Annotated in this window: 10 protein-coding genes; 4 read left to right on the top strand and 6 right to left on the bottom strand. The window is 65.1% G+C overall.

The window, feature by feature from the left end; genetic code table 11:
- Positions 1 to 7 precede the first annotated feature (7 nt).
- Positions 8 to 214: a hypothetical protein gene (locus AC27GT_RS03765; protein WP_015717752.1), complete on the bottom strand. Its 207-nt coding sequence runs from the start codon at positions 212 to 214 to the stop codon at positions 8 to 10.
- A 35-nt stretch (positions 215 to 249) separates the two neighbouring features.
- Here AC27GT_RS03765 and glpX point away from each other — a divergent pair, with 35 nt between their 5' ends.
- From glpX to AC27GT_RS03750, 3 genes are read left to right on the top strand one after another with little or no spacing between them, the layout of a single operon-like run.
- A complete protein-coding gene (glpX, locus tag AC27GT_RS03760) occupies positions 250 to 1,218 on the top strand; it encodes a class II fructose-bisphosphatase (protein ID WP_015717753.1) in 969 nt (322 codons plus the stop codon).
- Between the two features lie 9 nt (positions 1,219 to 1,227).
- Positions 1,228 to 2,988, top strand: coding sequence for an adenosylcobalamin-dependent ribonucleoside-diphosphate reductase (locus AC27GT_RS03755; RefSeq protein ID WP_015717754.1), 1,761 nt, complete (start codon positions 1,228 to 1,230; stop codon positions 2,986 to 2,988).
- Positions 2,985 to 3,659 (top strand): DUF58 domain-containing protein, encoded by a 675-nt coding sequence (locus AC27GT_RS03750; protein ID WP_015717755.1) that lies wholly within the window; start codon positions 2,985 to 2,987, stop codon positions 3,657 to 3,659. The genes AC27GT_RS03755 and AC27GT_RS03750 overlap by 4 nt, the downstream gene beginning before the upstream one ends.
- On the opposite strand, the gene AC27GT_RS03745 is transcribed toward AC27GT_RS03750, so the two are convergent.
- Genes AC27GT_RS03745 through AC27GT_RS03730 form a run of 4 tightly spaced genes read right to left on the bottom strand, consistent with a single transcriptional unit; the run spans position 3,656 to position 9,255 of the window.
- Positions 3,656 to 5,518: an aldehyde ferredoxin oxidoreductase family protein gene (locus AC27GT_RS03745; protein WP_487223557.1), complete on the bottom strand. Its 1,863-nt coding sequence runs from the start codon at positions 5,516 to 5,518 to the stop codon at positions 3,656 to 3,658. The genes AC27GT_RS03750 and AC27GT_RS03745 overlap by 4 nt on opposite strands.
- A gap of 53 nt (positions 5,519 to 5,571) precedes the next feature.
- A complete protein-coding gene (locus tag AC27GT_RS03740) occupies positions 5,572 to 6,825 on the bottom strand; it encodes an ABC transporter substrate-binding protein (protein WP_015717757.1) in 1,254 nt (417 codons plus the stop codon).
- 53 nt (positions 6,826 to 6,878) lie between these two features.
- Positions 6,879 to 8,072: a carbohydrate ABC transporter permease gene (locus tag AC27GT_RS03735; protein WP_015717758.1), complete on the bottom strand. Its 1,194-nt coding sequence runs from the start codon at positions 8,070 to 8,072 to the stop codon at positions 6,879 to 6,881.
- On the bottom strand, positions 8,062 to 9,255 hold the full coding sequence (locus AC27GT_RS03730; protein WP_015717759.1) for a carbohydrate ABC transporter permease: 1,194 nt from the start codon (positions 9,253 to 9,255) through the stop codon (positions 8,062 to 8,064). The genes AC27GT_RS03735 and AC27GT_RS03730 overlap by 11 nt, the downstream gene beginning before the upstream one ends.
- A gap of 28 nt (positions 9,256 to 9,283) precedes the next feature.
- Between AC27GT_RS03730 and tsaB the strand changes: the two genes are divergently transcribed.
- Complete coding sequence (tsaB, locus tag AC27GT_RS03725; protein ID WP_015717760.1) at positions 9,284 to 9,838, top strand: tRNA (adenosine(37)-N6)-threonylcarbamoyltransferase complex dimerization subunit type 1 TsaB; 555 nt, start codon at positions 9,284 to 9,286, stop codon at positions 9,836 to 9,838.
- A 21-nt stretch (positions 9,839 to 9,859) separates the two neighbouring features.
- Here tsaB and AC27GT_RS03720 read toward each other — a convergent pair whose 3' ends face one another.
- Positions 9,860 to 12,358: a COG1470 family protein gene (locus AC27GT_RS03720; RefSeq protein ID WP_148228663.1), complete on the bottom strand. Its 2,499-nt coding sequence runs from the start codon at positions 12,356 to 12,358 to the stop codon at positions 9,860 to 9,862.
- Between the last annotated feature and the right edge of the window lie 3 nt (positions 12,359 to 12,361).

Genomic DNA, 12,361 nt, shown 5'->3' with positions numbered 1-12,361 from the left:
CCTGGCCTTAGCGCCGCCTCCCCTGGGCGGGAGCGCTCAGCCAGAGCCTTCCTTCCAGAAGGACCGCCCTCCCGAGAAGGCGGAGCCATCCCAGGAGGTAGGCGGTGAAGCCCTTCTGCCGCAAACGCCGGAGGTAGCGCCTCCTTAGGCGGAGAAAGCGCTTTTGGGTGGCCTTTCGGTAAAGCCAGGGTCCGTCGGGCACCAAGGCGGTCATGCTTCCAGTTTAGCCCAACCCCTTATGATGGAAACATGGAAATCGAGCGCCGACTGGTCCTCGAGGTGGTGCGGGTAACCGAACAGGCCGCCCTGGCGGCAAGCCGCCTGGCGGGCAAGGGGGATAAGGAAGCCGTGGACGAGGCGGGCACCCAGGCCATGCGCCGGGTCCTGAACGAGCTCCCCATAAAGGGCACGGTGGTCATCGGCGAAGGGGAGATGGACGAGGCCCCCATGCTGTACATCGGGGAGGTCCTGGGCCAAGGGGGCGTGGAGGTGGACATCGCCGTGGACCCCGTGGAGGGCACCACCACCGCCGCCAAGGGCCTGCCCAACGCCGTGACCGTGATCGCCATCAGCGAGAAGGGCGGCCTCTTCCACGCCCCCGACATGTACATGGAAAAGCTCATCGTTCCCCCCCCGGCCGCGGGGCTTGTGGATCTTTCCTGGCCGGTTTCCGCCAACCTGAAGGCCTTAGCCCTGGCGCTCCAGCGCTCCGTGGAGGACCTGGTGGTGGTGGTCCTGGACCGCCCCCGCCACGAACGCCTCATCCGGGAGATCCGGGAGGCAGGGGCCCGGGTGAAGCTGATCTCCGATGGGGACGTGATCGCCGCCTTGGCCGCCGCCATCCGGGGCACGGGGGTGCATGCGGTGATGGGGATTGGCGGGGCCCCTGAAGGCGTTTTGGCCGCCGCCGCTTTAAAGTGCCTGGGCGGGGAGATCCAGGCCCGCTTCACCCCCCAAAACGAGGAGGAACGAGCCCGGCTCAAGGCCATGGGAGGGGACGAAAACCGCATCTACCGCACCGAGGACCTGGCCCCGGGAAGGGAAATTGTCTTCGCCGCCACCGGCATCACCGACGGGGATATCCTCCAGGGGGTGCGCTTCTTCGGGGGCGGGGCCAGGACCCATTCCATCGTCCTGGGCCACGCCACCCGCACCGTTCGGTTCATAGACTCCATTCATCTTTTTGAAACCGGAGCCCGGGTGACCATTCGGGTTTAAACTAAGGGCGTGCCCCGCTGGTACGCCCAGGAAGAAGCCCTAAGGCTTGCCCTGGATTTCTTCCAGGGCGATGAGCTTAGGGCCTCCGTGTTCCTCCACCGCTACGCCCTAAAGGACCCGGAAGGCAGGCTCCTGGAAGCCACCCCGGAGGAGATGTGGCAGCGGCTCGTCCAAGGAGTCACCCGGGTGGAAAAGGGAGCCACGCAGGAGTTCTCCTGGCTCTTCTCCGACTTTCGCTTTGTCCCCGGGGGACGGATCCTCTTCGGCCTGGGGAACTGGCGCCGGTCCACCCTGTTCAACTGCTACTACATCCCCATCCGGGAGGACTCGGTGAAGGGGATTACCCGCTTCCTGGACGAGGCCGCCCGCACCTTCGCCTACGGGGGCGGGGTGGGGAGCAATGCGGATGCCTTGAGGCCCAAGGGGGCTAAGGTGGGCAACGCAGGCATGGAGAGTTCGGGGGCGGTGAGCTTCATGGAGCTCTTCTCCACCCTGGCGGGGGTCATGGGGGCCAGCGGGGGCCGGCGGGGTGCCTTGATGCTCACCTTCTCCGACACCCATCCCGACCTCCTGGACTTCCTCCAGGTCAAAACCGACCCCGAGCGAAGCCGGGTGCGCCACGCCAACATCTCCCTAAGGGCCACGGACGCTTTTTTACAAGCCGCCTTGGCCGACGAACCCTGGACGCTTTCCTTCACCACACCCCGGGAGCACATAACCCGGACCATCCGGGCCAAGGAAGCCTGGGACCTCCTGGTGGAGGCCGCCTGGCAAAGCGCCGAACCCGGCCTCCTCTTCTGGGACCGGGTGCGCACCTGGGCCACGGCCCAGTACGGGGGGATGGAGGTGGAAGGGGTCAACGTTTGCGGGGAGGTTCCCATGGAACCCTATGGGGCCTGCAACCTGGGAAGCCTTAACCTGGTGGCCTTCGTACAGGAGCCCTTTACGGACAGGGCCCGGCTGGACTATGCGGGCCTCGAGGAGGCCACCCGTTTGGCTGTGCGCTTTTTGGATGCGGTGGTGGACCTGGGAAAGAACCGCCACCCCTTGAGGGCCCAACGGGAAGCCTCCTTAAGAAGCCGGCGCGTTGGCCTTGGGATCATGGGCCTGGCGGACACCCTGGCCATGCTGGGACTGCCCTATGGTGCGGAGGAGAGCTTAACGTTTGCGGAAGAGGTCATGCGCCGCATCAAGGAAGCCGCCTACTGGGAAAGCACCCGCCTGGCAAGGCAAAGGGGTTCCTTTCCAGCCTTTGACCCAAAGGAGCACATAAAAAGCCCCTTCATCCAGTCCCTGCCCGAAGCCCTCATCCAGGCGGTGGAAAAGGGCCTGAGGAACGCCGCCCTTCTTTCCATCGCCCCCACCGGCTCCATCTCCATCCTGGCTGGGGTAACCAGCGGCATAGAACCCATCTTCGCCCTCACCTACCTGCGCCACGCCGGGGGACAGGTGTTTTTGGCGGAACATCCCCTCTTGAAGCGGTACCGCAGGGAACGAGGAGGCGAGGTGCCGGACTGGCCCACGGCCCATACCGTGGCTCCTTTCCAGAGGGTACGCCTCCAGGCCACCTTACAACGCCATGTGGACCAAAGCATCTCCTCTACGGTGAACCTCCCCCGGGAAACCCCCAAGGAGGTGGTGGAAAACCTCTTCCTCACCGCCTGGAAGGAGGGGTGCAAGGGCATCACCGTCTTCCGGGAGGGAAGCCGGGAGGAAGTCATCGAACCCCTGCCCCCGGTGGGGGTCTGCACCTTCTGCCAGACGGCATGACCCGCTACCGCATCGCCACACGGCCCTACCTTCCCTACCCGGGGGAGCGCCTGGCCCGCAGGAAGGGCCTGGGAGGCGAGTTTTACGAGCTCCGCCCCTATGCCCCTGGGGACGAAATAAGGCGGGTCCACTGGCGGGCTTACGCGAAGACGGGAAGGCTCTACACCCGCCTGGAAACCACACCCGAGCGAAGCCGCTTCCGCATCTACCTGGACGAAAGCGAAAGCATGCGCCTCTTCGGCAAGCTGGCCTACGGGGAGGAGGTGGCGAGGCTCCTCCTGGGGATCGCCCGCCAGGAGGACGCCCTAGCCCGGCTGGAACGGGGCAGACCGGAAGCCCTTCGCCCGGGCCGGGGCACCCTGGTCCTCATCACCGATGGGCTAGACCCCTTGCCCTGGCCCAGGATCCTTCCGAAACGGGTGGTCTTGGTCCAGGTCCTGGCGCCCATGGAGCTGGCCCCGCCCCTCGAGGAAGCCTTCCTCAAGGACGTGGAAACCGGGGAAACCCTCCCCGTGGGCCCGGAGGAGGTAAGGGTGTACCAAAAGGCCCTCGAGGGGCACTTAAAAGCCCTCCGCCTCCTCGCCCTTCTTCGGGGCCGCTACGCCCTCTTGAAGGTGGGAGAACCTCCCCTTCCCGCCCTCCTCCGCCAGGGGGTGGTGGAGCCCCTTTAGTACGCCTGGGTAAACTCCTCAAGCCCCAGGGCCCTTAGCCTTTCGGGGTCCACGCTTCCCTTCTCCCACCCCGCAAGCCGCCAGTAGGTGCGCACGCCCTCCTGGAAGGCCTCCCTATGCAAATAGGCCTCTGGACTGCCCTTGCGGAAGGGCTGGAAGAAGCGCTCGGGCAGGCGGTCCTCCTCCGGACCGATCCCCTCCCGTAGGTTGAAAAGCCGGGTGAGCTGAAGCGTCCTCTCCCCCACCTCCAGCATCTCCTTAGGGGAAAGCCGCCAGCCTGTGGTGGCGTAGATGGCCTCCTGCCACTCCTCTGGGGTCCAGGGCACAAAGTCGCACATCACCAGGCTGTTCACGAAGCCCCGCTCCCGGGTCTTGGTCCAGAGCATGCGGATTTTGGCCTCGGAAAGGTCCTCTGGGGGAAGGGGCGCAAAGTCTTCCCCGTAGAAGCGAAGCTCCTTTAGGGCCTTCCCCTCCTTGGCGAAGGCGGTGTCGTGCAGGTTGTGGTTGTGGTCGGCTCCCGTTGGGCTCACCGCATACCCCACCCCCAGGGCCCGCTTGTACCGAGGGTCATGCATGGGCACCTCCTGGCCCTTCACCTGCATGGCCAGCTCCGGATGGCCGATGGCCTCCGAAAGCCGCCTGGACCCCAAGGCCAAGAGCTTCCCAAGCCGCCCTTCCCTCCGGGCCACCTTCTCTATGGCAGCGATCAAGGCGTCCCCGTTGCCGAAGCGGAGCCCCAGACCCTCGTCGTCCAGGTAGCCCTTCTCCACTGCCTCCATGGCCGTGGCGATGGTCACCCCCACCCCGATCACGTCCAGACCGTACTGGTTGCAGAGGGTGTTGGCCTTGGTGACCGCATAGGGATCCGTGACCCCGCAGGTGGAGCCCAAGGCCCCAAGCCCCTCGTACTCCGGCCCCCCGTACTCGGGGCGCACGTCGTACTTGCCGGTGCCCTCGATCCGCACCACCTGCTTGCAACGGATGGCGCAGGCGTAGCAGGTATCCCGACCGATGCGGATGCCCAGGGCGTCCAAGCTGGTGCCGTCCAAGGCCTCGGCTCCTTCCAGGAAACCATCTAGAAAGTTGTGGCTGGGAAGAACTCCCCGGAGATTGAAAGGCTTCACCGTGCCCACGGTACCCATGGTGACCAGGCCGGCGGCCCTTTCCATGCGCTCCCCCGCCATACGCCGGGCCAGGGTGGAGAGGAGGGCGGGATCGTGGTAAGTGGGACGGGTTTCCTTTCCGGCTCGGGCGGAGACCGCCTTCAAGCGTTTGGCCCCCATCACCGCCCCCAGGCCCCCTCGCCCGGCGAAGTGGGCCAAGTCGTGGATCACGTTGGCGGTGAGAACTTGGTTCTCCCCGGCGATGCCGATCTGGGCCACGCGGGTGCTGGGCCCATGCGCCGCCTTGAGGAGGGCTTCCACCTCCAAGGGATCCTTACCCCAAAGATGAGAGGCAGGGTGAAGGACTACCTCGCCACCCTCCACGTGAAGGTATACGGGTTCCTCCGCCTGCCCCAGGACCACCAGGGCGTCCAGGCCGGCGTTCTTCATCTCGGCGCCGAAGAACCCCCCGGCCTCCGCATCCCCATACCCTCCGGTGAGGGGGCTTTTGGCGGCCACGGTGTTGCGGCCCGACCCCGAGATGGGGGTGCCGGTGAGGATGCCGGGGGCAAAGATAAGGGCGTTTTCCGGGCCCAGGGGATCCGCTCCCTTGGGCACATGCTTCAAAAGGAGGTAAGCGGAAAAGGTCCTACCCCCAAGCAAGCTTCGCCAGAACGCCTCGCCGTAGCTCTCATACCAGATCCGTCCCGTGGAGAGGTCCACGAAGGCCACGCGGTCGTGATAGCCCTTGGGCATAGCTAAAGTTTAACCCCTGGGGCCAAGGCCCCAGGGGTTAACCCCGGGTTGGGTTAGCGGGTCTTCCCCGCCGAAAGGTCCTCGGCCAGCTTCTGGGCCTTGTCCAGGGCGGACTTGGGATCCGCCTTGTTCAAAATGGCCTCCTTGATGGCCTGGCCCAGGATGTCAAAGCGGATCTGCTCCCACTCCGCCAAAGCCGGTTCAAACTTGGCGTAGCGGCTTTGGCGCACGATGGTGGCGAAGTCGGGGTTCTCGGTAGCGTAGGTCTGGTAGACCGCATCCTTCAGGGCTCCCTCGGTCACCGGCACGTACCCGGTGGCGGTGGCGAAGACCGCCTGGGCCCTGGGGGAGAGGACAAACTGCAGGAAGTCCTTGGCCACCGCCTGCTCCTCCTTGCTGGCCTGGCGGAAGACCACCAGGTTGGTGCCCTGGACCAGGCCAAAGCCTGCCTGGCCGGAGGTGCGGCCCGGTAGGGTGGCCACCCCCAGGTCAAACTTGGCTCCCTGGCGGTAATAGGTGTAGCCGGCGGAGGTATCCACGCTGAAGGCGTAGGGGCCGGAGCCCAGGTTCTGGTTGATGTACCCGGAGGTGATGGCCTTGGCCCACCCTTCCTTCACCCCGTTTTGCAGGAGGGTGAGGGCCTCTACCGCCTCCTTGGAGTTCAGGACCAGCTTGCCGTTTTTCAGGTAGCTTCCTCCCAGGTTGAAGAAGAAGTAGGCGAAGGTGGAGGCATCCGGCTGGAACCAGTAGACAGGTCCTCCTTCCGCCTGGGAAAGCTTCTTGCTTAAGGCCACGAACTCCTCGAGGGTAGCCGGCACCTTGGCCCCGTGCTTCTTGAGGAGGTCCTTGTTGTAATAGAGGACCTGGATGCTCTTGTTGAAGGGCACCCCGTAGACCACCCCCCCGAAGCGCACGGCGTTCAGGAAGGCCAGGTTGACCCCCTGAAGCTTCACCCCCAAGGACTCAATGGGCAGAAGGGCCTTGGCCTCGAGGTACAAGGCAATGTTGTTCTCGTAGGCCTGGGCCATGGCGGGCACCTTCCCTGCGGCGAAGGCTGCCTTGATCTTGGTGGAAAGATCCCGGTACCCCCCTTGGGGCACGGGACGCACGCACCGGCCCTGCTGGGTCTTGTTGAACTCCACCACCAGGTTCTCCAGGGCGGCCTTGGGCGCCCCGCCGGTGAAGCCGTGCCAGAGCTCCGCCACCACCTTGGCCTTGGCGCACTGCTCCTTGATAACGTCCTCGGGCTTGGCCTGCTGGGCCAGCGCTAGCCCCAAAACCGCCGCCAGTAAAAGCGCTTTCCGCATACGCAAAACCTCCAGGGAAAGTATACTCCCTGCCCTGTCAAGCCAAGGTCAGCCTACTTAAGCCCCGAGCGGGCAATCCCCTGGATGAACTGGCGCTGGGCGAAGAAGTAGCCCAGGATCACGGGGAGGATCACGAAGGTGCTGGCCGCCATCAAAGCCCCGTAGTCCGACCCCGCCTCGGAAACAAAGGCCTGCAAGCCCAGCTGCACCGTGCGCATCTCCGGGCTTTGGGTGACGATGAGGGGCCAAAGGAGGGCGTTGTAGGCCCCCAGGAAGGTGAAGATCCCGTAGGACACCAGCCCGGGAAGGCTTAAGGGCAGGGCGATACGGAAAAGCTGGGTCAGGTACCCCGCCCCGTCTATGCGGGCGGCATCAAAAAGATCCTGGGGCAAGGAAAGGTAGAACTGCCGAAGGAGAAAGATGCCAAACACCGAGGCCAGCCAGGGCACGATAAGGGCGTAGTAGGTGTCCAGCCAGCCCAGCCTGGCCAGAAGCACGTAGTTGGGGATGAGGAGCACCTCCCCCGGCACCATCATGGTGGCCAGGATGAGCACGAACACCGCCTCCTTGCCGGGAAAGGGAATGCGGGCCAGGGCAAAGGCCGCCAGGGCCGCCAGGAAAAGCCCCACCGCCACCTGGGTCAAGGCGGTGAAGAAGCTATTGAAGAAGTAGCGCCCCCAGGGAGCCGCATGCCAGGCTTCCAGGTAGTTGTGGAGCACGTAGCCCAAGGCCCCGGGCACCGCATTCACCCACTCCAGCCGCCAGTACTCCCCCTGGGAGCGGATGGCGTCGGGGGGCAAGGGTGCCTCCAGAGGGACTTCCTTGGGCCAGAGCACCACCAGGGGCAAAAAGCGGAAGGCTTCCTCCGTGGCGTTGGTCAGCCGCACCCGCCAAGCCCCTTCCCGATACACCACCTCCACCCGGGTACCATCCGCCCGAGGGTCAAAGAAGGCCCCGGGGGTGCGGGGTACCAAGGCCCTGGGCGGATGCCCTTCCCTCCCAGGGAAAACCAGTTCCACGCTCCTTCCAGGTGCCAAGCCCCCCCATAGGGGGCTATCCCCCAGCCGGGCTGCCTTGAGCCAGTTCGCCGGCTTCATGCGCTCGGGAACCCAGATGGGCTTGGCCTGCAGGGCCTCCTGGGGGCTTTTCAGGCTGGTGGCCAGCATCCAGTAGAAGGGAAAGGCCATGACGAGCCCCCCCAGGAGGAGGAGCAGGTGCACGAACAGGACACCGGGCCTAAATCTCATAGTTCACCCGCCTCTCCAAAACCCGCCTTTGAATCAGGGTGAGGACCAGGATGAGGAGAAAGGTCACCATGGCGATGGCGCTGGCGTAGGAGAAATCCGAGTCGCGGAAACCCTTGTTGTAGAGGTAGAAAGCCAGGGTAAGGGTATCCTGCAACACCCCGCCCGTGGGGGTCAGGACGTAAACCTGGGTGAACACCTGGAAGGCCCCAATGAGCCCCAGGGTGAAGAGAAAGAAGGTGGTGGGGGAAAGAAGGGGCCAGGTGATGAGCCGGTGCTTCTGCCAAAAGCTCGCCCCATCCAGCTCCGCCGCCTCGTAATACTCCTTGGGAATGGCCTGAAGCCCGGCCAGGAGGATCACCACCTGGTATCCCAGAAAGTGCCACACGCTCATGACCATGATGGCCACAAAGGCCAGGCTGGGCCCCGCCCAAAAACCCTGGGGCTGAACTCCCAGGGGCTCGAGGAGAAGGGCGAAGACACCCTTGGGCGTGTTCAGCCAGTCGAGACCCGGGGTGCGAAGAAGCCAGTTGAGAAAACCGAACTCCGGGTGGTAGATCCAGCGCCACACCGCCGCGGCCGCCGTGAGGGCGGTGATGTAGGGGAGGAAGTAAAGGGTGCGGTAGAACCCCAGGAAGGCCACCTGGGTGTTCAGGAGGATGGCCACCCCTGTGGCCAGGAGAAGACCCACCGGCACGGTAAAGACCACGTACCAGAAGGTGTTCCCCAAGGCCTTCCAGAAAAGAGGGTCCTGGAGGAGGATGCGGTAGTTCTCCAAGCCAGCGAAGGCCGCGGGGCGCAGGAAGTTAACCCGTTCAAAGAGGCTCAGGTAAAAGGCGTAAAAGGTGGGGAAAACATGCCAGACCAAAAGGAGGGCTAAGGCCGGCCAAACCAAGGCCCAGCCGTAGAGGGCTGCCTGCTCCTTTTCCCTCAGGCCCCGGCCAAACAAGAGGGCGAACAAGAGAGGAGCCAGAAAGGCCAGGGGTGGGAGCCAGTACGCAAAAAGCCCAAGCCCCAAAAGGGCATGGTGCCGACCGAAACGAAGCCCCCACAGGACGAGAAGGGCGTAAAGCCCAAGCCCCGCCCCCACCCAGGCCCCTGGGAGAAAGCCGAGCCGGGAAGCGTACACACCCAGGGCAAGGAGCGCCCCCAAGGAAAGAAGGGCATGAAGGGGAAAGGTCCGCATCCCGTGCCGGAGTATATAGGATGGAAGGGTGTGGACCCTCACCCTGGACACCGCCACTCCCTACCTTTCCTTGGGCCTTTTCCGCGGGGAAGAGGGAGTGGGCCGGGTGGTGCGGCTGGGCCGTAAGCACGAGGAAGCCCTGTTCGGCTTACTGGACGAGCTCTTAAGGGAAGTGGGCGTGGAGCGGGAGGAGATCGGCACCCTGGTCCTGGGGGAAGGCCCGGGTTCCTACACGGGCCTTCGCATCGCTTTGGCAGCCGGCATGGGCATCGCTTTAGCCCATGGAGCCAAGGTGTTTGGGGTAAGCTCCCTCCTTGCCGCCTGCTGGCCCTTTTTGGAGGAAGGTGGGCCTCCCCTAACCGCCCTTTTCACCGCCAGAAACGGGCTCTACTATGGGGCCACCTATGCCAGGCGTGAGGGGAAAACCCTTGTGCTCGAGCCCCCCAGGAAGCTCAAAGCCCAGGAGGTCTCAAGGGCCCAGCTCCCGGGTAGCCACCTTCTCCTGGACGTCCCCCCAGATCCCAGGGCCCTTTACGAGCTTCTGCCCTTTGCCAGGGATGGGGTGGAGCCCTTGTACCTTTGAGGCTTCTCTTGCCAGTGAACCTCAAGGCAGGAAGATTCGGAATCTCTTTTCCACCAGTTTCTGCCCCTGCCGGGCCACCACCTTGAACACCAAGGCCCGCCTGGTACCCAGGGGCTCCGCCAGCCCGGCCAGCTTCTCGTCCACCAGGAGGCGGGTTCCATAGGTTCTTTCCCCCACTAAAGCCAGGGCTAAGCCTTCCCCCGTGGGAAGGAGGAGGGAAACCCCTTCTGCGGGGAATCTGACCCGCACCTTTATCTCCACTTCCTCCCCCGGGGAAGCCCTTGCGGGGACCACCTCCACCTCGAGGAGTTCCCGGCCTTCATCCAGGGGAAGGAGAAGCTCCCGGGAAAACCCCTCTCCCTGAAGCCTCAGGACCAGGGTCTTCTCCGCCTCCCAGGGAACCTGGAAGGTGAAACGGAGGGTTCCATCGGCCTGCGGAGTGCCCGCAAGGGTCTTACCATCCCAGGCAAGCCAGAGGTTGCCCCTGACCCCTCCCACCTCCAGGCGCACCTCCTCCCCGGGGGCAGGCTTCGGCGGGAAGAAGCGGATAAAGCGGAAGGCGGCCTCCTCCAAGACCTCCACGGGCCTTTTCTGGAAGGTCAGGACCAGGGACTTCTCCTCCAGGGCCTTTAGGAGAACCTCCCCATCCCCTTCCCTCGCCTGGTATCCCGGGAGGGCCTGGGGATACACCCGGTAAACCCCGGGGGGCAGGACCGCCTGAGCCCCACAGGCCACCTGGGCCACCATCCCCGCCGCCAGATAGGCTCCCCTCCCTCCCTCACCCTCGCAAACCAGGCGCAGGGCCGAAGCCGGGGGCAACTCCAGGCGCAAAGGAGCCCGTCCATCCGCTTCCACCTCCAGGGGAAAGGCCAGGGTTCCCGGAGGCGGAAGGATGCGCACCCTTCCCCCCTCCCGGGGCAGGTAGATGCGGAAGCGCCCTTCCCCATCGGTCAGGGTGGACATCCCGGGGACCACCACCCGGGCCGAGGCCACGGGTTTCCCCTCCAGAAGCACCTGCCCCTCCAGGGGAAGCCGGTCGTAGCCACCCAGGGCCAGGGTTACCTCCTGGGGAACCCCCAGGCTGAAGGCGTACCGTCCCTCCAGGCCCAGGCGGGTGCTACCGGGAGTCCACCATCCCTCCAGGCGGAGCCCGTAAGGTCCCTCCTCCCACGTCCAGGTTCCCATCAGGCTTCCATCCAGGGGGAAAAGCCCCAGCTTCCCCTGAAGGCCAAAACTCATGGACCCAAGCCGGTACGATAGGCCAGCCCCGAGCGCCCTCTCCTGGCCCAGGCTGGCCGAAAGCTGAAGGCGAAGGGCAGGGTCCAGGGGCCACGAAAGATTTCCTGCAAGCATCCCTCCATAGGGGTCCAGAGCCCCCTCCAGCCGGTAGGTACCCTCACCCAGGCTTCCCCAGTGGCTCCCCCGAAGGGAAAGGGCGGGGAAAAGGGTTCCCTCCAAGCTGAACCCCGGGATGCTTCCACCCAGGAGCAAGCCTCCTTCCCAGGCCAGGAAGTAGGCGGGCTCCCCCGTCCGCTCCAGGCGGAAAAAGGGAGCCTGGCAACCGGTTCCTTCTCCCAGGGTGCACCCTCCCTGGAGGGAAAGGCCGAAGGAGGCGTAGGAAAGGCGGAAGCGCTCCGGCCTGACCTCCAGGCGGTAGGTATCCCCCGCCTCCCTCCATTCCCCCTCCAGGGACCAGGGATAGGCCACGGCCAGGTACAGGGGGCCCTCCCGGTAGGCAAGCCCCAGGGAGGGCAGGGTGCTCAAGACGAGGCCGAAGGACCCGAGGTCCAGCCTGAGACGCCCGGAAAGCCGCTGGCCCTCCCCTTCCGCCCGCAGGCTCACCCCCACCCCCTGAGCCAGAGGACCCTCCAGGGCTAAGGCCCCATAGGGCCCAGGGTATCCCAGGGTCAGCCTCCCCTCGAGGCGGTAGGGGGAAGGACCTCCCCCCTGGCCCTCCATCCGCACCAGGTACCGCTCCCTTCGCTCCCCGTAGGCGAGGACGAGGACCAGGTTTCCCCCTTCCCCCGGGGCAAGGGAAAGGACTTTCTCCTCTCCAGGTGCCAGATCCACTTCCTGAAGGGGAAGGAAAACCGGGCTCTCCGGGGCCGAAGACAGGGAAACCCTTAAGGGAACATTGCCCCGGTTTTCCAGCCTGAGGGTGAGGGTGCCCTCGGCTCTGGCCGGTACCTGGGCCACCAGGCGCTCCACCCTGGGCACCTCCACCTCCTGGCAGAGGGTGGCCTCTCCGAATACCAGGCACACCGGGTAAACCCCCGGGGAGAGGGTGAAGGGTACCTCCAGCACCACCAGGGCGAGGCCTTCCCCCTTGTCGGGAAGGAGGAGGGGGCGGAAGGGCTCCACCTGCCAGGAAAGGGTACCCCTCACCCCGCTGTAGACCAGGGTGAAGGCCTCCCCGGGATGGACCACGGTCCTCCCCAGGGCCAGGCTCCCCATAAATCCCAACAAGACTAGAGCGGAAACCAGGCGGGTGGCGGTGGGAGGGAATAGAGGCGGGCGCATCCC

Source organism: Thermus sp. KWY1 (assembly GCF_057547025.1).
Note: the sequence above shows the minus strand (reverse complement) of the source record. Positions and strands in the feature narration are given on the sequence as shown.

Excerpts from the sequence above, each read along its gene's own strand:
- AC27GT_RS03720 (WP_148228663.1), bottom strand. The coding sequence starts at position 12,358 with ATGCGCCCGCCTCTATTCCCTCCCACCGCCACCCGCCTGGTTTCCGCT.
- AC27GT_RS03740 (WP_015717757.1), bottom strand. The coding sequence starts at position 6,825 with ATGCGGAAAGCGCTTTTACTGGCGGCGGTTTTGGGGCTAGCGCTGGCC.
- AC27GT_RS03730 (WP_015717759.1), bottom strand. The coding sequence starts at position 9,255 with ATGCGGACCTTTCCCCTTCATGCCCTTCTTTCCTTGGGGGCGCTCCTT.
- AC27GT_RS03765 (WP_015717752.1), bottom strand. The coding sequence starts at position 214 with ATGACCGCCTTGGTGCCCGACGGACCCTGGCTTTACCGAAAGGCCACC.
- AC27GT_RS03735 (WP_015717758.1), bottom strand. The coding sequence starts at position 8,072 with ATGAGATTTAGGCCCGGTGTCCTGTTCGTGCACCTGCTCCTCCTCCTG.
- AC27GT_RS03750 (WP_015717755.1), top strand. The coding sequence starts at position 2,985 with ATGACCCGCTACCGCATCGCCACACGGCCCTACCTTCCCTACCCGGGG.
- AC27GT_RS03745 (WP_487223557.1), bottom strand. The coding sequence starts at position 5,518 with ATGCCCAAGGGCTATCACGACCGCGTGGCCTTCGTGGACCTCTCCACG.
- glpX (WP_015717753.1), top strand. The coding sequence starts at position 250 with ATGGAAATCGAGCGCCGACTGGTCCTCGAGGTGGTGCGGGTAACCGAA.